The sequence below is a fragment of the Oceanobacillus neutriphilus genome (assembly GCF_014645515.1).
Classification (GTDB): Bacteria; Bacillota; Bacilli; order Bacillales; family Amphibacillaceae; genus Oceanobacillus; species Oceanobacillus neutriphilus.
The window spans coordinates 491,066-517,579 of the sequence record NZ_BMLW01000001.1; the positions used below are offsets into that span (position 1 = coordinate 491,066).

Annotated in this window: 23 protein-coding genes; 3 read left to right on the top strand and 20 right to left on the bottom strand. The window is 37.2% G+C overall.

What is annotated here, in order from left to right; all coding sequences use genetic code 11:
* Positions 1-99: 99 nt before the first annotated feature.
* From IEX29_RS02260 to IEX29_RS02285, 6 genes are all read right to left on the bottom strand, one after another.
* Positions 100-1,233: a GntR family transcriptional regulator gene (locus IEX29_RS02260; RefSeq protein ID WP_229720068.1), complete on the bottom strand. Its 1,134-nt coding sequence runs from the start codon at positions 1,231-1,233 to the stop codon at positions 100-102.
* A gap of 565 nt (positions 1,234-1,798) precedes the next feature.
* Positions 1,799-3,571 carry an oligopeptide ABC transporter substrate-binding protein gene (gene opp4A / locus IEX29_RS02265; RefSeq protein WP_077601639.1) on the bottom strand — a complete coding sequence of 591 codons (1,773 nt, stop codon included), beginning with the start codon at positions 3,569-3,571 and terminating at the stop codon, positions 1,799-1,801.
* 13 nt (positions 3,572-3,584) lie between these two features.
* The gene (locus IEX29_RS02270) at positions 3,585-4,484 is read right to left on the bottom strand and encodes an ABC transporter permease (protein WP_303046890.1); all 900 of its coding nucleotides are present in this window, start codon (positions 4,482-4,484) and stop codon (positions 3,585-3,587) included.
* 14 nt (positions 4,485-4,498) lie between these two features.
* Positions 4,499-5,464: an oligopeptide ABC transporter permease gene (gene opp4B / locus IEX29_RS02275; protein WP_077601638.1), complete on the bottom strand. Its 966-nt coding sequence runs from the start codon at positions 5,462-5,464 to the stop codon at positions 4,499-4,501.
* A gap of 12 nt (positions 5,465-5,476) precedes the next feature.
* The gene (locus IEX29_RS02280; protein ID WP_188732863.1) at positions 5,477-6,403 is read right to left on the bottom strand and encodes an ABC transporter ATP-binding protein; all 927 of its coding nucleotides are present in this window, start codon (positions 6,401-6,403) and stop codon (positions 5,477-5,479) included.
* Positions 6,381-7,421, bottom strand: coding sequence for an ABC transporter ATP-binding protein (locus tag IEX29_RS02285; protein ID WP_188732864.1), 1,041 nt, complete (start codon positions 7,419-7,421; stop codon positions 6,381-6,383). Before IEX29_RS02285 ends, IEX29_RS02280 begins: the two co-directional genes overlap by 23 nt.
* A gap of 216 nt (positions 7,422-7,637) precedes the next feature.
* Here IEX29_RS02285 and IEX29_RS02290 point away from each other — a divergent pair, with 216 nt between their 5' ends.
* From IEX29_RS02290 to IEX29_RS02300, 3 genes are read left to right on the top strand one after another with little or no spacing between them, the layout of a single operon-like run.
* A complete protein-coding gene (locus IEX29_RS02290) occupies positions 7,638-8,741 on the top strand; it encodes a Gfo/Idh/MocA family protein (protein WP_188732865.1) in 1,104 nt (367 codons plus the stop codon).
* Between the two features lie 49 nt (positions 8,742-8,790).
* A complete protein-coding gene (locus IEX29_RS02295; RefSeq protein WP_229720054.1) occupies positions 8,791-9,927 on the top strand; it encodes a Gfo/Idh/MocA family protein in 1,137 nt (378 codons plus the stop codon).
* Between the two features lie 26 nt (positions 9,928-9,953).
* The gene (locus tag IEX29_RS02300) at positions 9,954-10,952 is read left to right on the top strand and encodes a Gfo/Idh/MocA family protein (RefSeq protein ID WP_188732866.1); all 999 of its coding nucleotides are present in this window, start codon (positions 9,954-9,956) and stop codon (positions 10,950-10,952) included.
* 272 nt (positions 10,953-11,224) lie between these two features.
* Here IEX29_RS02300 and IEX29_RS02305 read toward each other — a convergent pair whose 3' ends face one another.
* The 14 genes from IEX29_RS02305 to IEX29_RS02370 form a co-directional block, all read right to left on the bottom strand.
* Positions 11,225-12,562 (bottom strand): amidohydrolase family protein, encoded by a 1,338-nt coding sequence (locus tag IEX29_RS02305; RefSeq protein ID WP_188732867.1) that lies wholly within the window; start codon positions 12,560-12,562, stop codon positions 11,225-11,227.
* A 3-nt stretch (positions 12,563-12,565) separates the two neighbouring features.
* A complete protein-coding gene (locus IEX29_RS02310; protein ID WP_188732868.1) occupies positions 12,566-13,519 on the bottom strand; it encodes a nucleoside hydrolase in 954 nt (317 codons plus the stop codon).
* A gap of 18 nt (positions 13,520-13,537) precedes the next feature.
* The gene (locus tag IEX29_RS02315; RefSeq protein ID WP_188732869.1) at positions 13,538-14,170 is read right to left on the bottom strand and encodes an ECF transporter S component; all 633 of its coding nucleotides are present in this window, start codon (positions 14,168-14,170) and stop codon (positions 13,538-13,540) included.
* A 44-nt stretch (positions 14,171-14,214) separates the two neighbouring features.
* Complete coding sequence (gene rbsK, locus IEX29_RS02320) at positions 14,215-15,150, bottom strand: ribokinase (RefSeq protein ID WP_188732870.1); 936 nt, start codon at positions 15,148-15,150, stop codon at positions 14,215-14,217.
* A complete protein-coding gene (locus IEX29_RS02325) occupies positions 15,147-15,971 on the bottom strand; it encodes an energy-coupling factor ABC transporter ATP-binding protein (RefSeq protein WP_188732871.1) in 825 nt (274 codons plus the stop codon). The genes rbsK and IEX29_RS02325 overlap by 4 nt, the downstream gene beginning before the upstream one ends.
* Before the next feature lie 14 nt (positions 15,972-15,985).
* Complete coding sequence (locus IEX29_RS02330) at positions 15,986-16,837, bottom strand: energy-coupling factor ABC transporter ATP-binding protein (RefSeq protein ID WP_188732872.1); 852 nt, start codon at positions 16,835-16,837, stop codon at positions 15,986-15,988.
* The gene (locus tag IEX29_RS02335) at positions 16,828-17,583 is read right to left on the bottom strand and encodes an energy-coupling factor transporter transmembrane component T (RefSeq protein WP_188732873.1); all 756 of its coding nucleotides are present in this window, start codon (positions 17,581-17,583) and stop codon (positions 16,828-16,830) included. The genes IEX29_RS02330 and IEX29_RS02335 overlap by 10 nt, the downstream gene beginning before the upstream one ends.
* A 57-nt stretch (positions 17,584-17,640) precedes the next feature.
* Complete coding sequence (locus IEX29_RS02340) at positions 17,641-18,615, bottom strand: LacI family DNA-binding transcriptional regulator (protein WP_188732874.1); 975 nt, start codon at positions 18,613-18,615, stop codon at positions 17,641-17,643.
* A 415-nt stretch (positions 18,616-19,030) separates the two neighbouring features.
* Entirely contained in the window at positions 19,031-20,659 is a 1,629-nt protein-coding gene (locus IEX29_RS02345) for a PTS transporter subunit EIIC (protein ID WP_188732875.1), read from the bottom strand.
* A 258-nt stretch (positions 20,660-20,917) separates the two neighbouring features.
* Entirely contained in the window at positions 20,918-22,324 is a 1,407-nt protein-coding gene (locus IEX29_RS02350; protein WP_188732876.1) for a Sapep family Mn(2+)-dependent dipeptidase, read from the bottom strand.
* The gene (locus IEX29_RS02355) at positions 22,317-22,976 is read right to left on the bottom strand and encodes a transaldolase family protein (RefSeq protein WP_188732877.1); all 660 of its coding nucleotides are present in this window, start codon (positions 22,974-22,976) and stop codon (positions 22,317-22,319) included. The genes IEX29_RS02350 and IEX29_RS02355 overlap by 8 nt, the downstream gene beginning before the upstream one ends.
* 56 nt (positions 22,977-23,032) lie before the next feature.
* Positions 23,033-24,193: an iron-containing alcohol dehydrogenase gene (locus IEX29_RS02360; RefSeq protein WP_188732878.1), complete on the bottom strand. Its 1,161-nt coding sequence runs from the start codon at positions 24,191-24,193 to the stop codon at positions 23,033-23,035.
* A 20-nt stretch (positions 24,194-24,213) separates the two neighbouring features.
* The gene (locus tag IEX29_RS02365) at positions 24,214-24,933 is read right to left on the bottom strand and encodes a ribulose-phosphate 3-epimerase (protein WP_188732879.1); all 720 of its coding nucleotides are present in this window, start codon (positions 24,931-24,933) and stop codon (positions 24,214-24,216) included.
* 59 nt (positions 24,934-24,992) lie between these two features.
* Positions 24,993-26,369, bottom strand: a complete 1,377-nt coding sequence (locus IEX29_RS02370; RefSeq protein ID WP_229720055.1) for a tryptophanase — start codon at positions 26,367-26,369, stop codon at positions 24,993-24,995.
* Positions 26,370-26,514 lie beyond the last annotated feature (145 nt).

Below are 26,514 nucleotides of genomic sequence, written 5' to 3' on the forward strand. Positions count from 1 at the left end.
CGGTAGACCGAAACCCTTTCTGCGGCAAAAAAAGGTTTTCCCCGATAAACTGTCAGGAAAAACCTCAGCCTGTTCAAAATACTCTCTCCGCAAATAAAATTAAGTAGTCTCTCCTATAATAAAATCAAAGTCTACTTCCACATGTTTCGGGTCATATTCCCCGTTGACCTGTTTCATTAATAAGTGAACGGCCTCTTCTCCCATTTTATCTTCCCTTTGTGAAATATGTGTAAAAAGAGGGTTGCCATTCGTTGTGGATACTGAATCAAAGCATACAATTGCATATTCCTCTGGAATCTTCTTTCCCAATGATTCAAGAACGGAATAAACCATATTGGCAATCGTGTAATCTGTACAAAAAATTGCCGTTATTTCAGGGTTTTTCTTAAGAAATTCCTCTATTTTTCTCCTGTCATTCTCTGCTATTTCCTTCACATTATCGGAGGAAAAGTTTTTGGGAATGGAGCTTTGGATATCTAATAAAAAGTAGTTATTGTTTACAGGGAGATTTTGATCAGAGAAAGCTATATGAAAGCCAATTTCGCGTTCCTCTATCGACGAAGCACCTTCTTTTGGGGGAGAAATGAATGCCAGTTCTCTGTGCCCTTTTTCAAGAAGGTATTTAATAGCCATTATGGTAGCTTTCTGATTATTAATATGCACAGAGCTTGCCGGGATACCTTTAATATAACGATCTAACAAAACAAGTGGATATTTGTCCACTACTAAGCGCAATAAATCATGATTGTAATGCGTTCCATGAGCAGGGATAATGATTAGCCCGTCCAGTCCTTTATCTACTAAAGAATTGATCGCTTTTTTTTCTTCCTCTGCATAACCAAGCGTACGTTTTATCACCAGATGATAATTATATTCACTGCATTTTTCCTCTATCATTTTGACTTGCTTCAGTCCGAAAACATCTGAAAAATCAGGAATGATTAAACCCACCAAGCCGCTTAAATGTGGCAGTGCTTTTACCGAAGCTTCTTTTTTCGATTCTTGATTTTTTATATGTCCTGAAGAAACAAAAGATCCCTTCCCTTGAAATCTTTCAATAATCTTTTCCTGAGCAAGTAAATCAAGTGCTTTTTTGGTTGTAATTCTACTGACTTTATACTTTTCTGACATTGCTTTTTCGGTTGGTAATTTATCACCAATTTTCAAATTACCAGACCGTATTTCTTCTATGACATCCAAATATATTTTCCTGTATAAATTCACTGTTATCACCTTTATCAATCAGTACATTGATTGTATCAATGTACTATTTCATTTTCCATATCTGTGCTTCTCATCACATTAATATTATATAAATACCCCCTTCTCCCTAAAAGTGCGTGTTCAAAAAGTCCGATAAATAGGACCAAGAAAAGGCGACTAACTTTTTCCGAATGGACTTTCACAGGATGTGATGACTTCTATGTTGTTCACAAATGTTTTCGGTGGGACGAGTAATCGCAGTCCCAGGACGTGGACGTTCTTAGTAGAAGATCCTCTAGTTCACCGTATCATCTTTATTGGGCTTTTTGAACATCCTCCAAAAGACCAAGAGTTCTATGTATGCAAAAACACCCCATTCTATTTACATGATGTAAATGAATGAAGAAATAGTACTTGTGACCATTATACGACAAACATACCTTTCTAGCATCAAAAAATCAAGTCCAGAACGTAACATTTACTAATGAGCCATAAAACAAATAAGTTACAGTGATGAAGTATCCAGAAATAGATAATCCTATATCATTCAGCAAATGATATAGGATTACAAAGCATCTGTTTTTACTGCGGGACTTTATTCTGCTGTTTCTTCCGTTACGCCGACTTCTTCCCAAGTTCCGAAGATGGTGGTATCAAAAGAATAGTCTTTCACCCGGTTGTTTACCCCTAACAATTTATAGCTGTACAAAATAGGGATTACAGGGGATTCTTCATACATATAAGCCTGCCATTCATTATATATTTCTTTACGTCTTTCTGTATCAAATGCTTCCTCGGATAATGCAGCCTCTAATAATTCATCGTTTTTCTCACTGACAAACCTCGAATTATTATAAGGCATCTTTCGCCCGTAAATGCCTGAAGGATCGACATCTGTCCCTACTCCCCAGCCGGAAATAAACACATCCACTTTTTGCTCATCATCATCCACCATCTTATTAAAAGAATTGAATTCATGAAGACGCCCATCAACCAGCTCCACATTCAGGCCAATGTCATTCCAGGATTGGATGAAATACTTAGCCATTGGTTCAGAAGTATCACTTCCGGATCTTGCCAAGAAATTAATGATAAATTCTTCTCCGTCTGGATCCTCTCTATACCCATCACCATCTACATCTACATAACCAGCTTCATCCAGCAGCTCCTCTGCTTTTTCTACGTTATATGGAAATCCTTCTATTGTTTCATCATGATACCCTTCAAAGAAAGGAACAATTAGTGTCGTAGCCGGAAAACTTAAGCCGTGATAGAAATTCTCCGCAATTTGTTCCATATCTAACGCATATCCCATCGCTTTTCTTAAATCCTTATTTTGAAGTTTTGGACGATCCATCACATTCTCTTTCTTTTCTGTATCATAATGTCCTAATTTAAACGAGAGATACGTATAGGAATTATTGATGCCGCCAATAATTTGATAGTTTTCTCCATCTGCCGCATTCGGATATTGATCTGTCGGGAACGTTTCAGCAATATCTACTTCTCCGCTTTCCAATGACTGCAGTACAGTGTTTGGATTCACTATCTTTAACGTAATAGAAGCAAGCTTCGGTTTTCCTTTCCAATAATCATCATTACGACTATATTGTACAGACTCTCCAGCCACAATTCTATCCACTTTAAAAGGTCCAAATCCAATAGGATTTTCCCTTACCTCTTTGGAAGAAGGGATATCAGGAACTGAGATATCACCTAAATAATGCTTTGGCAGCGGCGTAGACCATATCCCATTCAATATGGCAGGAGATGCTTCAGTATATGTTATTGACAATGTTTTCTCATCAATTATTTCAATCCCGGAGATGTCATCTGCTTCCCCGCTATTATACGCATCCATTCCCTCTACCATTTGTATTAATGATCCATAATGCGAGCCTATATAATCCGGACTTCCTATTACTTCATAAGCAAATTGAAGATCTTCCGCTTTCACAGGCTCCCCATCATGCCAGTTCACATTATCTTTAATCTGAATAGTGATTGTTTTGTTGTCATCTGACATTTCAAAAGTAGCTGCTCCGTCATTTGTAATCTCAAAATCTTTGTTTACCGCCAGCAATGCTTCATCAAAAAATTGAACCACTTGGCCATCTGGTGCCGCAGCAAGAAATGCACTATTAAGAATTCCTTCGAATGGAGAATCAGACACTAAACCATAGGTTAAACTTCCATCCTCGATAATTTCACCGTCATTTTGAACCTCTTCATTAAGATTGATTTCTTCTGTTTGGCCCTCTGCTCCACTCCCCTCACTGCCGCTTTCACCCTCACCGTTGCATCCTGCTAAAATAATACTGAACAATATCCCTGACACAACAATCCACAAAGCACTTTTCCTTCTCATACTGTCTCTCCTCCTATCCTAATCTTTGTCTTGCATCCCCAGACCTTTTTAGTGCTTGTCCAATGAAGTTTATACTCAACATCATTATTAAAATTAATAATGATGGAGGTAACCAAATCCACCACATTCCCTGTAATACTTCAGGATTAGTCGAATATCCAATTAACGTCCCCAGGCTCGGCGTACTTTCCGGCAAACCAAATCCCAAGAAACTCAATCCCGACTCTATTCCAATATTTCCTGCAAAGCTTAGCGTCAAGTTAACAATGATAATGGAAGTTAAATTAGGCAGGATTTCTCTATACATAATTCTTATATTGGAAGCTCCCAGCATTTTAGATGCACTTACATAATCCAGCTCTTTTTCTGCCAGTGTTTTGGCTCTGATTAAACGGGCATTGCTGACCCATAGAAATGCACTCATAATCATAATAAAGGTGACAATATTGAACTTTGGAATCAATGTGATAAACACAATAACCAACATAAGAAACGGCAAAATCATTATAAAATCAATGATGCGCATGATAATATTATCTACAATCCCGCCGAAGTAGCCGGAAATCAAACCAATTGCAAATCCAAAAACACCTGTAATCACGGTAATAACAAACCCGATGATAATGGAATTCTTTGCTCCAATAATAAGCTGCCCCAGAATATCTCTTCCTCCGTAATCCGTTCCTAACAAATGCTCTGAAGTCGGAGGAGAATAAATCGAAAATAAATCTACCCGCACGACCTCTTCCTGATCTAAAATCAACGCTCCAGCAAATACTGAGATAAAAATGATCAGCAGAATAATAACGGAAGCAATGGCTAATTTATCTTTCTTAAATTCATTAAACATAATCTTTAGGCCCGTTAATTTATTTGATGGAATTTCAGCGCTTGTACTGCTTTCAACACTCACTCTATCCCTCCTCTCTATTCCACCCGGATTCTCGGATCAACCAAACTCAATATAATATCCGATAACAGTGTACCGATCAGCGTCGCTACCCCTGTTACCATTACCAGTGCAGTTACTACACTGAAGTCTCTTTGCGATATAGATTGCAGAAACAACTGTCCAATTCCCGGATAGCTGAATATACTCTCTAAAAAAATAGAACCAGTAATTAATCCTGTAATTTCATATCCTAAAAATGCCGCGATAGGTAAAAAAGAATTACGAAGAATGTGATGCGAATATATCTTTGCTTCTGGAACGCCTTTGGATTTCGCTGTTTTGATAAAATCCTTCATCTTCGTATCTATAATCTCGTTTCGTAAATACTGAATCGTTCCAACAGTCGCTAATAAAGCACCGGATAAAGCAGGTAAAAGTAAATGATAAATCTTATCCATATAGTAGCTGAATGTTCCAGGCTCCAAATTAATATCGGCGCTGCCCCCAGTAGGGAACCATTGTAATTGAAACCCGAATACAAATAACATTAATAATGCAAATATAAATAAAGGAGTCGCATAGGTGATATAGTTGTAGCCGACAATCAGCTTATCTATCAAAGAATCATGAAACCTTCCTGCCGTAATACCAAGAGGAATAGCGATAAGATATGTTAAGAATAAAATCGCGGCTGACAAATAAACCGTGTTCCAAAGCCTCGCTTCTAATAATTCCAAAACGGGCCGCTGATGAATATAGGACGTACCTAAATCACCTTGAGACAGCCCTTTGATCCAGTTTAGATATTGAACATGGACTGGATCATTAATTCCGAGAGTTGTTCTCATATCTTCAATCGTTGATGAATCGACACCCGGTGTTTCCACCAAACCGGATAAAGCATCTCCAGGCATCACCTTTGCCAGAATAAATACCAGGATACTTAAAACAACTAACTGGGGTATCATAATTAATATCCTGCGAACAACAAATTTCCACATTTTCAAGCCCCCTTAGCGTAATGCAGCAAAATGGGTATCTGATACAGGCTTTAAATCCATTACGCTTCCATCTTCATTAAAATATTTATCATTTTCCTTTTGATATTCTTCTTCAATATTTTTTCGAAGCAATTCACTATTCTGATGCTGATCTGTATCTAATTCAGGTATAGAAGCAATTAAGCGTCTGGTATAAATATGCTGCGGGTTTTCATAGATATCTTCCCTTGTACCTTCTTCTACAAATTTTCCTTTGTACATAATGCCGATTCGATTACACATATGCCGGACTATCCCTAAATCATGGCTGATAAAAAGATAAGTAAGGCCAAATTCTTCCTGGATGTCTTGCATAAAGTTAAGTACTTGTGCCTGTACGGAAGCATCCAATGCAGAGACCGGCTCGTCAGCGATGATTATTTTAGGCTTTAATGTTAATGCCCTGGCAATACCTACCCGCTGCCGCTGTCCTCCTGAAAACTGATGAGGATATTTAAATAAGGAATCCCTGCTCATTCCTACTTTCTGCATAAAGTATTCCACTTGCTCCCTCTCTTCTGATTTCGACAGGTTCTCAAAGTTCCGCAGAGGCTCAGCGACGATATCATAGACTGTCTTTTTCGGGTTTAAAGAAGAATAAGGATCTTGAAATACCATTTGTATCTCTCTTCTGCTTTCATGAATTTGTTTGCGGTTACATTTTGTCAGATCCAAATTATTAAATATAACCTCGCCGGAGGTAGCTTTTGTCAGCCCGACGACAGTTCTGCCGGTTGTTGTTTTTCCGCATCCTGATTCACCTACTAACGCATATGTCTCGCCCCGTTTCAATTCAAAATTGATATTATCCACTGCTTTAACATGATTGACGACTCTGCGGAAAATGCCTCCACGGATAGGATAGTATACCTTTAAATTATTGACCTTGAAAAACGTCATCCTTCTCCTCCTCCACCACTTGATGAGAATTCTCAATTTGAAAATGTTTATAGCATGTGCACCGGACCCAATGACCTTTTTCAACTTCTCTTAACGTTGGTGTTTCTTCGTGAATAGAATCATCTGTGCCGTTCATTCGAGGCTTAAAGCGGCAGCCCTGCCTTTGAAGATGGTTCAAAGATGGAACCACGCCTTTAATAACGTGTAATTTTTCACCCTGATTGTTTTTGGAAGGAAGTGAGTACAACAATGATTTGGAATAAGGATGCAGCGGATTTTTCAGGAAACGCTTCACCTCTCCTATTTCTACAAATTCTCCAGCATACATCACAGCTATGCGATCAGCCATTTCTGACACAACACCTAAATCATGTGTAATCAAAATAATGCTTGTCTTCATTCGCCTTTTTAATTCTTTTAATAAATCGATAATTCGAGCTTGAATAGTAACGTCCAACGCAGTCGTAGGCTCATCAGCAATAATCAGAGAGGGCTCACAGGCAATTGCAATCGCAATAACAATCCGCTGCCGCATTCCGCCGGATAATTCATGGGGATATTGTGAATATACTCTTTCCGGCTGCGGAATTTTCACCTCATTAAGAATTTCTATCGCTTTTTGTTTTCGTTTGTTTTTAGATAATTTCGTGTGATATTTCATCCCCTCTTCAATTTGTTTTCCCACGATCATTAAAGGGTTTAATGCAGTTAGAGGGTCCTGAAAAATCATACTAATTTCTTTGCCGCGAACTTTATTCAATTGAGTGTTGGAATAAGATAATAGATCCGCCCCTTTAAAATGAATCTTTCCACTGATTTTCGTTTGTTCTTGATGATGCATCCCCATAATGGAATGTCCAAAAGCAGATTTTCCGCACCCTGATTCGCCGACAATTGCCACTATTTCATTCTCATATACATCCAAATTAATATGGTCATTCGCCGGATAAAATTGTTCATCTATCCGGAAGGAAGTGGTCAAATCTTCAACTTGTAATAATATATCATCATTTGACATATCAAATTTTAATCTCCTTTTATATTTTTTAGATTTTTTAATAAATTCTAATTATCATCATTATAGTGAGTTATTTCAACGATTGTCAATATTTATTTTTTATGTAATTCCAAATTACATATTTTAAATTTTCAAAAATATAAATGTTGACATACTAAGTATGTATATTTAGTATATTTAATAATAGATTAAATTTTTTGTGAAGGTGGAATAGTTATGACACAAACTGTTAAAATTGGAATAATCGGCAGCGGCGGGATTGCCAATGCACACGCTCAATGCTATAAAAAAATGAGTGATGTGGAAATAGTGGCTGTAGCCGATTTAGTTCCGGGGAAAGCAGCGGAATTTATCCAAAAACTTGAATTAAAAAATGCGGTACCTTTTGAAGATCATCAAGAATTATTACAATTAGACCTCGATGGAGTAAGCGTTTGCACACCGAATGTCGCTCACCATAAAACAAGTGTTGATTCTCTGCTCGCAGGAAAACATGTGCTTGTAGAAAAACCTTTGTCTATTACACTGGAACAGGGGATAGATATGGTTGAGACATCATTGAAAATGGATAAAATGCTGACAGTCGGTTTCCAGCCAAGATATGACCCGAATATGCAATTGGTAAAAGAAATTGTAAGCTCCGGGGAGTTAGGAAATGTCTACTACGTTCAAACCGGCGGGGGCCGGCGCCGCGGAATGCCGCAAGGGACTTTTATTAAAAAGGCATTAGCCGGTGCCGGCGCGATGGCAGATATTGGCTGTTATTCGCTGGACTTAGCATTAAATACATTAGGCTATCCAAAACCAATCTCTGTCTCCGCTTACACATCAAATTTGTTTGGTACGAATCCGGACTATCATCCTGATGCTGCGAATTTTGAGGTGGAAGACTTCGGAATTGCCCTCATTCGTTTAGAGGGTGGAAAAGTCATTAATTTTAAAGTTTCCTGGGCAATGCATATGGATACATTAGGACCAACTCTGTTCTTAGGTACCAATGCCGGATTGAAACTGACACCGGCGGGTCAAGGACCTTGGAGCGGTGTATGGGACGGGGGGATCGGCTCCATTGACCTCTTTCACGATATAAATGGACAGCATGTTGACACATCAATTCCTGTCAAAAAACACAATCTAAATATCTTTTATGAAAAAGTAAGGGCATTCGTCAAAGCCATTCAAGAAGGAAAGAACATCGCTCCGATTCCAGCAGAACAAATTTTAATCAATCAAGCGATTATTGACGGAATATTACGATCTGCCGAAGCCGGAAAAGAAGTATCCATTTCAATTCCTGATTTGCGTCCTGCCAAGATATAATTATCTAATAATATCGTTTTTTCATTATTTCAAAGAAGAGGTGAAATACATGTGTGTCCGAGTTGGAATGATAGGTTATCAGTTTATGGGAAGAGCACATAGTATCGCTTATCGCAATCTTCCTTTTTACTTTAAAAGTGCGAAACGTCCTGTTCTGCAAACACTTTGCGGAAGAAATTTGCAAAATGTCAGCCAGGCCGCTTCTGAAATGGGCTGGTCTTCTTCTGAAACAGAATGGAAAAAATTGATTCAACGGGAAGATATTGATTTAATCGATATTGTGTCACCAAATCATACCCACGCTGAAATAGCAATTGCAGCTGCTGAAGCCGGGAAACATGTCATCTGTGAAAAACCATTAGCTACAACTTTAGAGGATGCCAAAAGGATGGTTGATGCAGTTGAAAAGGCTGGTGTCATGCACATGGTCTGTCACAATTATCGATTTGCTCCAGCAATACAACTTGCGAAAAAGATGATAGAAGAAGGACAGCTGGGAAAAATTTATCACATTCGCGCAGTTTACCTGCAAGACTGGTTGATTGACCCATCTGCCCCAGTTACCTGGAGACTCCGAAAAGAAACAACTGGATCTGGAGCTTTAGGGGACATAGGCAGCCATATTATTGATTTAGCCAGGTTCCTGGTTGGCGAAATTTCTGAAGTTTCCGGGATACTAGAAACTTTCATCAAAGAAAGACCAAGTGCAGCGGAAAACACAGAGGAAAAGGAACTTGTTACTGTGGACGACGCTTCTATTTTTACAACGAAATTTGAAAATGGTGCCTTAGGGGTTTTTGAGGCATCCCGCTTCGCCACGGGAAATCGAAACGGAAACAGAATTGAAATAAACGGAGAAAAAGGATCTATTCGATGGGATCTTGAAAATATGAATCATTTACATGTTTACCTGGAGAATGATAGCGCAGAGCTTCAAGGATTCCGTACCATCAACTGTACTGGAGAAGCTTATCCCTATGGCGAAAATTACTGGCCTCCAGGTCATATTCTTGGGTACGAACACACCTTTATCAATCTCATAAAAACAATGATGGATTCGATTAAAAATAAAACACTGGAAGTCCCAAATTTTAAGGATGGTTATCTTAACCAGCTTGTTATGCATGCCGTAGAAGAATCCCATCGTTTAAAGAAATGGGTCAAACTATCGGATTACGCTGACTAAGTTTTTTAAGAAGGAGGAAAACAAATATGATTAACGTTGCTTTACTTAGTAAATGGCATGTTCACGCAGAGGATTATGCACGGCAAGTTCAAGAAAATAAGCAGCTTTCCCTCGCTTGTATTTGGGATGAAGACACTCGCCGCGGGAAAGAATGGGCAGATAAATGGGAAGTTCCATTCGAAGAAAATCTGGATTCCGTTTTAAATGATCCTCATATTGATGCCGTCATTATCAACACACCAACAAAATGGCATACAGAAATTATTCAAAAAGCGGCAGCACATAAAAAACATATTTTCACAGAAAAAGTATTAGCGTTCACAGTGGAAAGCTGCAGAAAAATATATAAAATGGTTGAAAAAGAAAATGTAAAACTCATGGTATCCCTGCCAAGACTTACAGAGTCTTATTTCCTTTACGCAGAAGAAGCATTAAAAAAAGGCTGGTTAGGAAATCTAACCAGTATCCGCTGCAGATTGGCTCATAATGGATCTGTTTCAACAGAAGCGCACCCTAATGGCTGGCTTCCAAGTCATTTTTATGATAAAGACGATTGCGGAGGTGGTGCCTTGATTGACTTAGGCGCTCATCCAATCTATCTGACTAACCGTTTAGCTGGACCTTTGGCAAACGTTTATTCCAGCCTGCATCCATCGCCAGATTACAATGTAGAAGACAATGCCGTTGTTGTTACACAATACAAAAGCGGAGCAATCGGCGTCATCGAAACAGGATTCACTTCTTATGGAAGTCCATTTCAATTAGAATTATACGGGACTGAAGGGTGTTTATTGATTGAAGATTCCAATGTACGTATCAGGAGCACACAGTTAAATAAAAATAAATGGTTCGAACCTGAAGAATTCCCGGAAAATTTACCAACAGCGATGGAACAATGGGTTCATTTAATCCAAAACGATGTGGCTCCTTCTATTACTAAAGAAGACATTATTTCGTTAACCTTGCTTAATGAAGCTGCTTATCTTTCTAATGAACAAGGAAAGAGAATTGATATTGAACAGTAAATGGATATGTGAAGGCATTTGAATACAAACTCTCTTTTTGCAGGAAAAATAACCCTTTCAGTTGACGAATCATACTGGTACCCTAAAGTTCTCAAGCCCAGGAAAGAAAGTAGATCGCTGAAAGGGTTATATAATTAATTCCCTTATTTAAACACAGTAATTTTATCCTACGTAAATTTCAGCAGTATACTTTCTACCACTTGAATATACAACATCAAATTCTTACAAACTATAAACATATCAACTAAATTAATAATAGGAACTTTAATTAATTATAATCCCGCTTTTTGAATAGTAGACTTCATTCTTCGTTTACTTTCATACATAATACGTTCTTCATCCAATGTAAGGACTTCTCGGTTTTTCATAACAACTTCCCCATTGATGATAACATCTTCTACATCTCTACTTGTGACAGATTCAACAATCATACCAATTAAATTATTGGTAGGAGCTATATGGGGTTGATTGATATCAATCAAAGTCAGATCCGCTTTATTTCCAACGGATATCTCCCCTTTTACATTTTCAAATTGTAATGCTTCTGCTCCACCAACAGTAATCATTTTAATTAGTTCTTTTGCAGGTAAAACAACCGGGTCAAAAACTGGGATCCCCCAATAAGCATGTATACCTGCACGAAATACTCGAATTTCATCAAACAAGCTCAAATTAGATGAAGAAGCACCATCACTGCCGATTCCAATCGGCATATCCATTTCAATCATTCTAGGCGTTTTTGGAAAGCCATGTGATGTAAAGTTTACTCTTGGACAATGTACAATTTTTACCTTTCTTTCATTTAAAAGTTCCAATTCTCTTTCAGAATAAACAACATTATGCGCTGTTAATAGATTTGGGCCAAGCGCTCCTAAAGAATCCAAATATTCAACTGGTCTCATTTGATAATTCTCTAAACAATACCTTACTTCATCTTTATGCTCAGCGAGATGCGCATGCAATCCCGTATTATATTTTCTTGCTAAGTCAGCTGCCTGCTCAATTAATTCAGGAGAACATGACATCACTTGCCGAATTCCAAACCAAATATGGATACGATCATCACCAGCACCATTATATTCTTTATAAAGGTTTTTAATGTCTGTAAGTATCGTCTCTGCGGGCTGCTTCATCGAATCGGGCAGAAAGTCTCCAATATCTATAGAAGATTTTGTAATGGCAGAGCGCATCCCTGACTCCATAACCGCTTGCGCGACCTTATGCATATGAACACCACCAGCGTCAGCAAAAGCAGTGGTTCCTGATTTTATCATTTCCAAACAACTCATTTGTGCACTAACATATGCATCATCTTCATTTAAGTTTCCTTCAAACGGAACTAAAATCCGGGACCAAATCATTGGATATTCATCCATTGTACGCCCTTTTAATAATTGTTGATTGGTATGGGTATGGGCATCTACTAAGCCTGGCATACAAAGTTTATTCTTTCCATTAATAATATTTTCTGGGCGATATTTCTCTTTTAATATTGAAATATCTCCCACTTCAATAATTTCCGTATTGTCGATAGCTATCGATTGATTTTCGATAATCTCAAAATTTGGATTAATATAACTGCAATTTTCTATTAAAAGATGGATTTTCAATTGTTACACCCTTTCCGAACTTTTAATTGATAATAGATAATCTACTTTAGTAAAGAAATCTTCCATAAACGTTTTCGAATCAACTTGAAAGCACACGTCTACATTAGGCTTTTCATTTAATTCTATATTTAGATTCTCAACTGTTCTCCCTAAAGCCTCTTCGCTTAAATCAACTTCCAAATTCATTGGTACCGTGTGAACAATCTCAGGATAAATAGCTACCCCAACCGCTAATGGATCATGTAACGCGCATCCTTTTAGATAGGGGTGAATTTTTTTATATGCGTTTAAATAAAATTGCGTAAAATCAACAAAAAAATCTGCTGAAGAAGTTCTGAATTGTTTCCATTTTTCTACGTCATCTTGCGTTAATAATGTTTTCCTTGTGACATCTAAACCAACCAAAGTAATAGGGAGCTTGGATTTAAATACAAAATCTGCTGATTCAGGGTCGATTAATATATTTGCCTCTGCAAATTTACTGGCATTTCCGGGCGTAGCAACTGCCCCGCCCATCGTAACTATCCTTCCTACAGAATGCATTACTTCAGGTGCACAATTGATTGCTCTGGCCAAGTTAGTCAATGGGCCAGTAGTAATAATTGTTAAGTCATGATTATATTTTTTAGTACTTTCAATAATAAAATCAACGGCATCTAATTTACATTTATCATTTTCATTAACAGCCCCTAATGTATTTCCAAGCCCATCTTTCCCATGAATTCTTCCATTATAAACTCTAGTTCGTTTTCTCGGAGTAGCAGCCCCTCCATAAACTGGTACATCTTTATTTAAGACGTTTAATATATGCTTCGTATTTCTACATGTATATTCTACTGGAGCCATACCATAAGAAGTTGTAATCCCCAAAAGTTCAACATCAGGTTGTGCAACAGCATACGATATAGCTAAAGCATCATCAATTCCAGTATCGACATCTAAAATAACTTTCTTCATCCAATCACCCCCAGCATCTTATTTGGCAATTTGCTTTTTATTAACTGCATACTTATTTCTTTTTTCCTGTATAAAACTGTCCCCATAGTTCATTTTAGATAAATATCGATCAGACATTTTCTTAACGATAAAATAAGCAATCAATACAGATAAAATTTTATCAACACTATTTATTAAAATAGAACTAGAGAAAACAGAAGTCCAAATATCCTGCGTCGAAGCCAAGAAAACCCCAGTAACTGTATCAATTGATTTACCTGTTGCACCTCCGAAAACCATTACTGAAATAGGAGATCCAATAACCACGGCCGCTATCGTAATCGCGATACCAGAAACAATGGTTGTCCATAATCTCTTAAACATTCCAAATTTGGACAAGTATCCGATCAATAATCCAACCGAAATCGATACCGGAGCAAAAAATAGACTTGTAGGATTTGTCAGCGAAGTTATCAAGTTTGTCGCCAAACCAGTTGTAGCTCCCACCCACGGACCAGCAATCATTGATACTACGACTGTTCCAATCACATCAAAGTGAATTGGTAATTTTAATAACTGCACTACCTGACTGCTTACAAAGTTAAGCGCAACACCTACTGGAATTAATAAAATAGCTAATAACGTAAAATCATGCATTAAACCTCTTTTCATAACTTGTACCTCCCTATTTTATTTTTTTGTGCATTATATTTCTGTTATCTATTCAAGCTGCTTATTTCTATTTCCTTGGTAAATTCCTCAAGTTCTTTTCTGGTAGGGATAGCTGACTGTGCACCATGTTTTGTTACTGCTATAGCAGATGCCTTTACTGCAAATTTAATCGCTTCTATATCATTTAAACCCTCTGATTTCGCAACAGCGTACGCTCCAATAAATGTATCCCCGGCGCCAGTTGTGTCAGTTGCAGAAACTGTTAAAGCGGGTATATGTTTATATTCGGAACCATTGGCAAAAACTGCCCCTTTATCTCCTAGCGTTATAATAATCTTTTTTATTCCTTTATCAAGCAAATAATTAACCTGGCTAATCAAACGTTGTTCTTTTCGAACGTAATCTTTACTTAGGTATTCTAATTCAACCTCATTTACAATAAGTGTATGAACTCCCTTTATTATTTTGTCATTAATAAACCTTGCCGGAGCAGCATTTAAGATGACTTCGCATCCATTTAAATCTGAGGCTAAATCTATTACATATTCTACAATTTCTTCTTGAATTTCTTGCTGTAATAGTAGATAGGAACTTTCTCTCAAATTAGGAAGCCAGGCATTAATATCCTTTTTTGTTATTTTCTCATTTGCTCCAGGTACATAAGTTATCGTATTATCTCCTTTATTGTCTACATTGATAAAAGTTCTGCCAGTATCACCTTCTTTTTTTATATTTTGCGTTCTAACACCTTCTCTTGTTAAACTCTCAATAAGTACATCACCATATTTGTCCTCCCCAACTTTGCCGACTATCTCAACCTGCCCACCCAATTTGGCAGCAGCAACAGCCTGATTCGCTCCTTTCCCTCCAGGAGATATACGAAAATCTGTTGCTCGTATAGTTTCGCCAACTTTAGGAAAATCAAAAACATTGGAAATAAAGTCTATATTCAAACTTCCTACTATCAAAATTTTTCTCATACAGTAGCCCCTTCTTTTTTATTACTAAACACATGTTCAACAAATTCATCAATGGATAAGATCCTATTTCCCATATTCATATCATTTGCTAATTCACTAATATAAGGTTGTTTAATATTGGACTCTTCTATTACATTATTATCCCAAAAAATCTCTCTTTTATTTTTATCTGCAATAATTTGCTTGTTTGCCATTACAATAACCCGCTCAAAATTATTAACGACAAACTCCATATCATGGGTAATTGTAATAACCGTTTTGTTCTTTTTTTGCAGGTAATCAATTAATTTAGAAATCTGTACCATACCGACATGATCTTGCCCAGCAGTTGGCTCATCCAAAATCACAACATCTACATCCATCACTAAGACACAGGCAATGGTTACAAATTTTCGTGTTGAGAATGGCAGATTATAAGGATTTTCATCGAGAAACCCATCAATACCAACTAATTCCGCAACACTGTAGACTCTGCTTGAAATCTCATCGTCAGAAAGACCAATTGTCTTAGGCCCGTAAGCAATCTCACTATATACATCGCTATGAAAAATCTGATCATCCGGGTTCTGAAAAACATAGCCGACATGTCGAGATATCTGGGCAGTCGTATAATCTTTCGTGTTTAATCCATCTATCTCGATATCTCCTTTTGTCGGTTTTAATAAGCCATTCATCATCTTAACGGTAGTAGTTTTCCCGGCTCCATTTTGACCGACAATAGCCAATTTTTCTCCTTTTTCTATCGATGCAGATATTTTGTGAACAGCCGTAAATTCATTGGGATAGACAAAACTAACATCCTTTATTTGTATAAAACTCATCGTCTACACGCCTCCTATCTCTGTAACCATTTATTAATCTCCAACTCTGCCTGTGATTTATTTATAGGAATCTGATTAAAATCTGGATCTTTTCTATTCATTTCTATACCTAATAGAGCGTATTGTGGGAGACCCGCATCATAGTCCAGCACTTTGGGCATCGACAGAACTTCATCAACTTTTCCATCTAACATAATCTCCCCATCATCCATAACAAAAACATAGTCTGAATGCTCAGCAATTAATTCAAGCTTATGCTCCACCAGAATAATAGTTTTCCCTTTTTCTTTTAAAAATTTAATGATTTCAAAAATATCTTTTGTTCCCTTTGGATCAAGTTGGGAAGTAGGTTCATCAATTACTAAAATATCCGGATCCATTACAATAACAGCAGCAAAGGCAACTCTTTGCTTTTGCCCGCCTGACAGTTCATATGGATTTTTGTCAGCTAGATCCCCTATTCCTAATAAATCGATAATCTGTTCTACTCTTTTTTTTATGTCATCAATTTCTACTCCAAGGTTTTCTAAACCATATGCAATTTCATCAAAGACAGTATCTTTCACTCCACTAATTTGCGTGAATGGATTTTGAAAAATAAATCCAATTTTACTAGCTAAATCACTCATATCCCATTCTCGGATATCTTTTCCTTCAATTAGAAGTTCTCCACCTAGTTCACCCCTATGGAAATGAGGAATAAATCCGCGAATAACATTACATAAAGTAGTTTTTCCGGCTCCATTTTTTCCTATAATGGAATAAAGTTCACCTTTCTGAATAGAAAAATTAACATTTTTTAGAGTAGATTGACCGTCATTGATTGGATATTTGTAATTAATATTTTTGGCACGTATCAATTCCAAATCATTACCCTCCCTACAGCTAGAAAAATGATGAATATAATTACTAAGATTTGAATCGACATATCTGTTTTTGTTTTATGAAGTTTATGAAGACTCGTTTTCTTGCCTTTTGTTGAAAATGCTCTAGTTTCTAAGGTAATTGCTCTTTCTTCTGTATTAGCAATAGAACTTAACACAAGTGGACCTAAGACGGGTACAAAGGCTTTTGTTCTAGTTAAAAGAGAGCCTTCTGTTTCTACCCCTCTTGCCTTTTGAGCATCCATAATAACTTTAGACCGCTTACTTATTTCAGGTATAAATTGAAAAGTAGCAAGAATAGCATATGAAAATTTAGGAGACATCCCTACCTTTTCAAGAGCCTGGCTGATATCCCGGATAGAAGTTATTCTAAAAAATAAAAGAAAAGCAGATGCAATGGCTACGATTCTAGAAGTTAAAGTAAGGCTGAGCATAACGCCTTCCTCTTTAATTGAAATAATCCCCCAACTCCAAATTATTTCTTCACCTGGGGCAATAACCGATTGTATTATAAAGATAAATAAAACGAGCAGTAATAATCCCTTAACTATTAAATTGAGAAATTGCTTCGCTACTCCTGCTATTAAAGCAATCGCAATACATAAAGGTAACATCATATAAGCAAATAGATAACTGGGTACTAAAAAGATCGAAATAGTTACAAATAGGGGTAGCATAAATTTTGTTGATGGATATAAATTAAGAATAAAATTTCCTTTATTCGGCAAGATAGTTCCCTCCTTTACAATTTGTAACGGGTTACATTTTGTGAATCATAAGAATAATTAACCAGTAGTTGTACTTCTTTTCACATAATTTATTGGCATACATATAGACGTTTGCTCAACATGTTTCTTATTAGCTAAATCTAATAATAGTTTTGTGGCCTCTTTACCTAAATCATATATTGGTTGCTGTATCGTACTTAAAGAAGGAGTTATTAACCCTCCAATTTCGATTCCATCAAAACCAATTATTTGCAAGTCATTTGGAATGCGCAAACCTCTTAACATTGCTTCTTTTATCAAAGCAATCCCAATCTGATCATTTCCAACAAATACAGAATCGACCTCAGGGTTTTCATCCAAAAGTTTACCAGCAACTACAATAGAATGTTTAAAATCAAATTCGCCTTCATATGTTAGAGCGGTCTTTTCTTTCTTTTTTAAGAAATCATGAAATCCTCTAGATCTTTCTTTAGCAGTAATAAGATTGTATGGCCCACTAATTTCAGCGAATACCTTACCTCCATTTTCAAAAAGAGTTCGGGCCGCCAATTTCCCTCCTTCATAATTATCGACATAAACACAAGGTATCTCCTTACCCTTACTTCTATCTAATGCAACAACAGGCATATGAAGCCCTTTGAAATTATCACTATTTTCTGATATAGAAGTAACTAGCAATCCGTCTACGTGATTTTGGGATAAAGCTTCAATATAGTCTTTTTCTTTCTCCCTATTTCCGTCAGAATTACAAAGAATAACTCTATATCCGTAATGTCTGGCTGTATCTTCTACAGCTCTTGCTACCTCAGGAAAAAACGGGTTACTGATATCAGGGATAATTAGCCCGATACTATATGATTGTTTCTTAAAAAGCGTCTTAGCAACTGCATTAGGTTTATAATTTAATTCTTTAATTGCTTGTAAAACCTTTTTTTTCGTTGTTGATTTAACTTTACTTGAATTATTTAGAACCCTGGAAACGGTCGCAACAGACACTCCAGAATACTTAGAAACATCTCTAATTGTTGCCATTTCCGTCCTCCTTTCTTTGTAACCGGTTACAAAGAAATTTAACAGAACAATTTGAAATAGTCAATATATTTTTATCAAATATTAAATATTTATTTGAATTATATGATATTTTCACCATATAATAAATCTAAATAAGTACTTTAAAAGGCTTCAGAATATATTCTTTGTAGTCCTTTTAAAGTTCCTTAATTATAAAAGTGACTTTCTAACATGGAGAAAGTCACTTTTTGGTTTTGACGGTTCTTTTTTGTAACTTTTTATTAAAATTTACGGCTTATTAGTACATTTTTTCTTCATTATTAGATAAGCTCTCTCTACACACCAATAAGACGTATTCTCCGCTATATTGAACAAATTTCCTATTCTACAAATATATTCTTTAGTTAATATAAATAGCTCAAACAATGAACGTTTTTTATTCCATTCCCAATCTTTCTTTAACCTGTGCAGCTAATGTAATAACATGCGTACCAAAAATAATTTGGAGAGCATTATCATTTCTGACTACTCCCTTAGCCCCCAATGATTGTACCCATGTATTATTATTTTGGACTACGCTGCCATCCTTTACTTTCACTCTCAACCTCGTTGCACAGTTTGTAATATCTATAATATTACTTTTTCCGCCCAGCGCTGCGATAATCCCATCAATTTGATCATTCTTTTTATCTGGATTTTTGCTCTCCTCATTATCCTGCTGGTCTTTATAATCTTTTTTCGAGAATAATTTAATAATCCCTTCTCCTTCTTCACGGCCTGGTGTTTTAATATTAAATTTAAGAATAGCCCACCGGAATAAGAAAAAGTATGCTGCGAAATATGCAGGAATTAAGATGAGTAATGACATCGCATGCACTTTATCAGGCTGCAGCAGATTCGGAAACATATCCCGTACCGCTGTACCAATAATCGAAACATTTAACATTTCAGTTAACACATAGGACAATCCGGATAAAGGTACATGAATCAAGAAATATAATAATGGTTGAACAAATAAAAATGTATATTCAATCGGCTCCGTTACACCAATTAAAACCGCTGTTAAAATTGCAGGAATCATAATACTTGCTACCTTTTTGCGGTTTTCCTTTTTTGCTACTAAATACATTGCCAATGCTGCTCCAGGAAGTCCTCCAAAGTGAAACAGAATTCGCCCAGTGGTAAAGTTGCGGACAATATACTCACTTGCATCCGGCGATCCCATCTGCGCAAGCATAATATTTCGCACTCCTTCAAACACCGTACCATCAATCAGCATTTCTCCGCCCACGCGGGTATATTCAATTGGAAAAGCAATTAAATGATGGATACCAATTGGTAATAACGCACGGTCTGCTGCACCGAATACAAAAGTTCCTATCAGCCCGCTCGTTGTAATAAAGTTACTAAGACTTGCCAGTCCTGCTCCAATATATGGCCATATATAGTAAAGAACTATTCCTACAGGAACAGCTACAATGGAAACAAGGATAATAACATATCTTGGGCCCGAGAAAAATGACAAAGCATTCGGAAGCTGCTTCTCACAATATCTATTATGAATCATACTGGTTACTATACCGGCAATCAGACCAGAAAAAATACTCATATCATACGTAAAGATACCTAAAACCGTACCAAATAAAGAATTATAATTTTGAGCTTCCAGCATAGAATATCCTGATTCTACTAAAGCCTCTACAGTTGTTGTTTCAGGAGTAAGCTGGTGAATCGCAAGCATTGAATTAATTACTGTATTTAAGCCTAAGAAGATTACCAGTCCTGCAAAGGCTGCCCAGCCTTTTTCTTTTCTCGCCAAACCATACGAAAGACCGACTGCAAAAAATACAGGAAGGAAACGCATTACCATAAAACCTAAATCATTAATAATTACAAAGAAACCATGAAGAAAATTCCCTTCTTGAATCAGCCAGCCTAAATGAAGCGCTTCCACATTTTCCATATTGGCAAAAGCGGACCCTATTCCAATAAAAATCCCTGCAACTACTAATAAAATTACGGGAATCATCATAGAACCGGCAAATGCCTGAATTCGTTCTTTCATCTTTATTCACTCCCTCTTATTTAACTTAAGGTAAACTCCATACTGATATGGTTGACATGAATTTCGGTAAAAATTAATCTGCTAGTTAAATAGTAATAATATTTTTTTCGTGAACCCATAATTCTTATGTTATATTCAAGAAAACCCATGTTATAAATAATTATTAACACTTAATAAATTTACTTATATTGGTAAATGTCATTCTATTATAAGAGCCCTTCAGTTACTGAAAAGGCTTTATCAATTTTGTATTATATTTTAAGATTTTGTTGCCAGTAAACGAACTGTTTCACAATAAATCATAATAGCCTTATGAAGCGTCTGCAGCTTAATTCGTTCATTTGGCTTATGCGTATTCGGGATGTCTCCCGGAAATGTTGGACCGAAAGCGACGCAATTTTGTAATGCTCTCGAATAAGAGATTCCTCCCTTTGTAATACATTCCGGCGTATTTCCAGTGATATTCTTATAAGCACGCTGCAAGGTTTGAATTAATTGTGATTCCTGTTGAATGTACAAAGGATTAAATGCTTTATAAATCGTAAAGTTTAATTTATTTTTTTCACAAAAAATATCCAGCTTTTTCTTAGCTTTTTCCATTGTCTGTCCTTTGGGATAGCGATAGTCAAAACCAATTTCGAGCTTATTATTTTGAAATAATAAGTAGGGTATGCTAAATGTCGTTACTCCCATTTCCGAATCTTCCGAAAATAATCCTAATTTTTTCCCATGAATATCATTAAAAAAATAATTCATAAGAAGCTTCCTTAGCTTGAGCAGACTTCCATTTGCATTTTCCATTGCTATCAGATCTTTCGAAAACCTGAATAATGCATTTTCTCCTTTATGCGGATTCCTCGATAATGCTTTATCACCTTTATAAAAAGCAATGACATAGCTGCCTGCAATAACTGTTTCCTCTGCACTTTCCAATAAGTCTTTTAATTCCATCGGGTAGGTGCTCTCAAAGATCACTCTTAACCTTTCACAAATAAATCCCCGCTGCTTCTCACTCTCTATTTCTATCAGATTATGCGGATATGCTGCCGCAGCGGAATCTATTTGCTGAAAGAATGTCCCTTGGAGTACACCCTTTTCTCCATGAACAATTGGAAAGTCACCATCGGGAGAGAATGCCATCATCGGCTGAGTATTGTGTTTAAAATAATGGTCCATACATTCCCATGTTGTCTCTTCTGCACCGCCCAGGATTATACGGACCTTTCTATTAAATTCAAAATCCAAATCACGTAATATTTTTAAAGCGTAATATGCAGCAAGTGCAGGAGCTTTATCATCATTTACGCCTCTTCCATATAGATACTCCCCATGTCTCGTTAAAGTAAATGGATCAAAGAGCCAGTCCTTTTTCTCCCCTTCCGGAACAATATCCAAATGCGCCAGAATTCCAATTATTTCCTTACCATCCCCATGTTCAACATGCATAGCATAGCCGTCGAAATCACTGCTTTTGAAATCATCTCTTTCAGAAATTGCTGCCATCCTGTCAAAGATATTTCGGATATCCTTCCCAAATGGTGCACCTGGCTGCTTTGTTTCCTCATCCCTTACAGAACGAATCGCTACCAGATCTGCCAAATCCTCCATCAGCTGTTCCTCATAAAACTGCAGCTTCTCCTGATATAATCGAATATAATTATTCATTTGATAATCCCTCTGCCAGCACCAGTACTTTCTTCATTTCCTCTTCAAACTGCTCTATGCCTGACTGGGTAGAAGGATGCTGAAAGCTTTCTTTCATTAAATGATACGGCGCGGCAATATAATCACAGTAAAGAGCAGCACGACTCAACTGAAATTTATTCCGGATACTTGCAGCAACCAGTTTAGTCTGATAGTTTTTAGAACGGATAATATCAGCAGTCTCCTTCACAAAGGTGATGCCATCTACTCCAATTTCTTCATTTCTGGCAACAAATAAGAATAAATAATCCACACCTGCATTTATTGCCATCATTGCCTGGTTTATATCGAAAACTAATGTCATAGCGGTCTGGATATTTTGTTTTCGTAAATGGTGAACCATTTTCAAAGCTGCGGGAGAATAATTCAGCTTAATTATAATATCTTTGGATATCACATTAATTTTATTTGTTTCTTCTATCATATCGGGCAGATGCTCCCCTACGACCTCTGCCGTCAGCAATTTGCCCTTATTACTGTTTCGTTCTAAAAAATCGTAGAAGTTAACATTTTCTTTAAGGTACATGGAGGGATTCGCAGTGATTCCTGCTGCCCCCCATTCCAATGCTTCGTCAATTTCCTGCTGATTGCCGGTATCGATGAAGTATTTCACCTTTTTTCACCCCATTCCTGCCACTCCCCCGTCAAAGCTGGGGAATTCTTTTAAATCTATTGCAAGCTTTTATTAAATATCTTTTGTAAGTTCTCTGCATTTGTCAGCGGCAGATTAAAAACCAGCTTCTTCTCAATTTCTTCTGCAACCGTCTCAGGCACCTCCAATGTGCGTAAAGAGACATTCAGTTCAATTGCTTTCAGAAAATTCTTCAGTGTACCTACTGCTTTTTCACCCAACCAATCTGAATCCTTTGGAACATAGCTTTTAAAAATAAGAAGGAGCTCACTCATTTTTTCCGGAACAATCCCGCTTACATAATCAAAATAAGCCGGGTATACAAATGCCAAGGTTTCTCCATGCGCCAATTCAGGATAGTAGCCATTTATCATTTCCCCTATTGGGTGCGGGGCCTCGGCACCTGCGTTAGACAAACAAATGCCCGCTATAGTATCTGCATATGCCAACTTCTCCCGCAGCTCCATATTATGAAGATCATGAAGAAGCTCAGGTAAGGCATTCACAACCATCTCTATTGCTTGAAGTGACAGATATTTTGTTAAAACAGATGCTCTGGGATTTAAATAGCTTTCCATCGCATGGCTTAATGCATCAAACCCTGTAATTGCCGTTACTTTTTTGGGAACTGTCAGCATTAGCTCTGGATCAATCAGTCCGATTGCAGGTATCAAATCCGGATGAAAAATAGTCATCTTATCTTTAGATTCAGAATCTGTGATAACAGCTGCCTGCGTCACCTGCGACCCTGTACCAGAAGTCGTCGTAATCGCCATAACTGGAAGTGCTGCAACAGCTTCAGCATTAGCAGCAAAAGGATCCGAGAATCTTTGAAAGCATGCTTCCCAGCCCAGCACTGTATTCTTTGTGAATAAGGCAATAGTCTTAGCTGTATCAAGAGAAGAACCTCCTCCGTATCCAAGAATAAAATCAACATTCTCTTTTCTGGCTATTTCCACACCGCTGTTCACAATAGCTGTTGTTGGATTCGGTTTCACCTGATCAAAAATAGCATATTGAATATTGTTTTCTGTTAAGCTTGCCGTTATTTCTTCAAAATAATATTCTCTTCCTTTATCTTTAAAAGGAGTTCGAACGATAAGACATTTTTTCCCTATGGACGCTGCAGCTTTTCCCGTCTTTCTTCGCACACCTTTACCAAAATAAATCTTGGTTGGTGAGTAAAAGTAAAATTCCACGCTTTCCCTCCTCTCAAGGTTTATTCTCCAAAATGCTCGATACTTGCTGTATCAATCGCTTCACGACAAGCCTTTACCCCTGCTGTAATACCGTCTTTATATTTAAAAATACCTGAAGATAAAATAATCACATCCGGCTCTGCTGCTACCATCTCTGATAAATTATCATCCCTTAAACCGCCATCTACTGCCAATTCACAGGAAGGATTTTTTTCATTAATAAGTGCTCTTGCTCTTTTAACCAAATCGATTGACGATCTTCTCCAGCCCCAGTTATCCTTCCCGTCAGTTTCATCTACGCCATGCGTGACGATATGCAGCCGGTCAATATCATAAATCGATTCCTCTACGAAGGATAATGGTGTATAACATCCAATTGTCAAACCAATCTTCATATTAAATTCGCGGCAATAATTGATAATATAGGCAAGCGGTGCACCAATAAAATGTTCAGCTGGAATAATCAGCATCTCCGCTCCAGCGGCAGCAATTTTTTCAATAAATAAGCGATCACATTCACGCGTATATATATGACATTCAATCGGTTTATCTGTCACAGGCCGGATTCCTTCAATAATCTGATGGCCGCCCATCAGCTGCATATTTTTCAAATCATGCATATCGGCTGCATCGGAATGAATATAATCTGCTCCGGCATCAGATGCCTCCTTCACAATATCTGCAATATGTCCATAGTCTACATGTGCAAGCCCCGCTGCAATTTTAATATACTTTTTCATTTTCTTTTCCTCCTGCTGTTATGAATTATTTTAATCCGAATAAGCCTAATCTGCTGTTTTTATAGGAGTTCAAATCCTGCTGTAAAATGTCTTAATGATGTTACTGAACCTTCGTATACCAGCTTCATTCCTTTATATTGTTCCCGATTTTTGTATATCTCTCCAAGTGCATTTGCAATCACATCCATATGGCTGTTTGTATAAACCCGCCTTGAAATAGCAATCCGCATTGTCTCTATATCCGGGAATATGTCTTCTCCAGTTTCCGGGTCCTTTGAGCCAAATGCACAAGCTCCAATTTCTACTGCCCGGACACCCGCTTCTTCATAAAGAGCGACAACCAGTCTCTGAGATGGAAATTCACACTGTGGTATATGCGGAAAAAATCTTCTTCCGTCGACATAGACCCCATGCCCTCCAGTCGGTTCAATAATCGGAACACCTTTTTCTAGTAAACGATCTCCCAGATATTCAGCCTGTTTTATCCGGTATTCCAGATACTGCTCATCACAGCCTTCCTGAAGTCCTACCGCTAACGCTTCCAAATCCCGTCCTGCCAATCCGCCATAGGTGATAAATCCTTCATGTACAATTGCCAGCTGCTGTGCTTTCTCTAAAATATCTTTATTCCTGGTTACAAATAAGCCGCCGATATTTACCATACCATCCTTTTTAGAGCTCATTGTGGCAGTTTCACAATAAGAAAACATTTCTCTCGTAATTTCTTTAATGGATTTATCCTGGTATCCCTCCTCACGGGTCTTGATAAAATAAGCGTTCTCAGCTAACCTTGCTGCATCAATCACTACCGGGATATCATATTGTTTTGCCAGTTCACTGACCTCACGGATATTTTGCATAGAAACCGGCTGGCCTCCATTGTTATTACAGGTTATAGTAATAATCACGACAGAAATCTGCTCCGCCCCGTTTTCATCAATCAGCTGCTGCATTTTACCTAAATCAATATTTCCCTTAAAAGGCTGCGCAGGACTGGCTGTATCTTTTCCCGCATCTACTACATAGTCCACTGCCAATGCTCCAAGAATTTCTGCATTTCCTCTAAACGTATCAAAATGCATATTTCCAATAGCATATTTTCCTTCTTCGGCATAGAGCTTTGCCATGATATAATCAGCTGCTCTGCCTTGATGTGTCGGCTGCAGGTATGGCATACCAAATACATCCTGAACGGATTTTTCTAACTTGAAGAAGCTTTTAGAGCCTGCATAAGACTCATCCCCAAGCATTAAAGCAGACCATTGTTCACTGCTCATAGCAGAAGTTCCGCTATCTGTTAAACAATCAATATAAACATTTTCCGCTTTTATCTTAAATGCATTATAGCCAGCCTCTTTTAACCATTGCTGTCTTTCAGCTTTTGTTGTTTTTTTAACTCTTTCTACCATCTTGATTCGAAATGGTTCTGCTGTCATAAAATCCATATCACATCTGCCTCTCTTTAATTGATAATAATTTATCACCTTGAGAATATTTTATCATCATGTTAAAGCGTTTACAATATGTTTTATTTATTTTTATGAATTTTATGATTTTAACCAATAAAAAAACCTTCCAGTA

What these genes read in the sequence shown, in the direction of transcription:
- IEX29_RS02370 (WP_229720055.1), bottom strand. Translation starts at nt 26,369, where the DNA reads ATGACAGCAGAACCATTTCGAATCAAGATGGTAGAAAGAGTTAAAAAA.
- IEX29_RS02340 (WP_188732874.1), bottom strand. Translation starts at nt 18,615, where the DNA reads ATGGCAACAATTAGAGATGTTTCTAAGTATTCTGGAGTGTCTGTTGCG.
- IEX29_RS02280 (WP_188732863.1), bottom strand. Translation starts at nt 6,403, where the DNA reads ATGACGTTTTTCAAGGTCAATAATTTAAAGGTATACTATCCTATCCGT.
- opp4A (WP_077601639.1), bottom strand. Translation starts at nt 3,571, where the DNA reads ATGAGAAGGAAAAGTGCTTTGTGGATTGTTGTGTCAGGGATATTGTTC.
- IEX29_RS02295 (WP_229720054.1), top strand. Translation starts at nt 8,791, where the DNA reads ATGTGTGTCCGAGTTGGAATGATAGGTTATCAGTTTATGGGAAGAGCA.
- IEX29_RS02365 (WP_188732879.1), bottom strand. Translation starts at nt 24,933, where the DNA reads ATGAAAAAGTATATTAAAATTGCAGCGGGGCTTGCACATGTAGACTAT.
- IEX29_RS02300 (WP_188732866.1), top strand. Translation starts at nt 9,954, where the DNA reads ATGATTAACGTTGCTTTACTTAGTAAATGGCATGTTCACGCAGAGGAT.
- IEX29_RS02310 (WP_188732868.1), bottom strand. Translation starts at nt 13,519, where the DNA reads ATGAAGAAAGTTATTTTAGATGTCGATACTGGAATTGATGATGCTTTA.
- IEX29_RS02325 (WP_188732871.1), bottom strand. Translation starts at nt 15,971, where the DNA reads ATGAGTTTTATACAAATAAAGGATGTTAGTTTTGTCTATCCCAATGAA.
- opp4B (WP_077601638.1), bottom strand. Translation starts at nt 5,464, where the DNA reads ATGTGGAAATTTGTTGTTCGCAGGATATTAATTATGATACCCCAGTTA.
- IEX29_RS02315 (WP_188732869.1), bottom strand. Translation starts at nt 14,170, where the DNA reads ATGAAAAGAGGTTTAATGCATGATTTTACGTTATTAGCTATTTTATTA.
- IEX29_RS02350 (WP_188732876.1), bottom strand. Translation starts at nt 22,324, where the DNA reads ATGAATAATTATATTCGATTATATCAGGAGAAGCTGCAGTTTTATGAG.
- IEX29_RS02285 (WP_188732864.1), bottom strand. Translation starts at nt 7,421, where the DNA reads ATGTCAAATGATGATATATTATTACAAGTTGAAGATTTGACCACTTCC.
- rbsK (WP_188732870.1), bottom strand. Translation starts at nt 15,150, where the DNA reads ATGAGAAAAATTTTGATAGTAGGAAGTTTGAATATAGACTTTATTTCC.
- IEX29_RS02345 (WP_188732875.1), bottom strand. Translation starts at nt 20,659, where the DNA reads ATGAAAGAACGAATTCAGGCATTTGCCGGTTCTATGATGATTCCCGTA.
- IEX29_RS02290 (WP_188732865.1), top strand. Translation starts at nt 7,638, where the DNA reads ATGACACAAACTGTTAAAATTGGAATAATCGGCAGCGGCGGGATTGCC.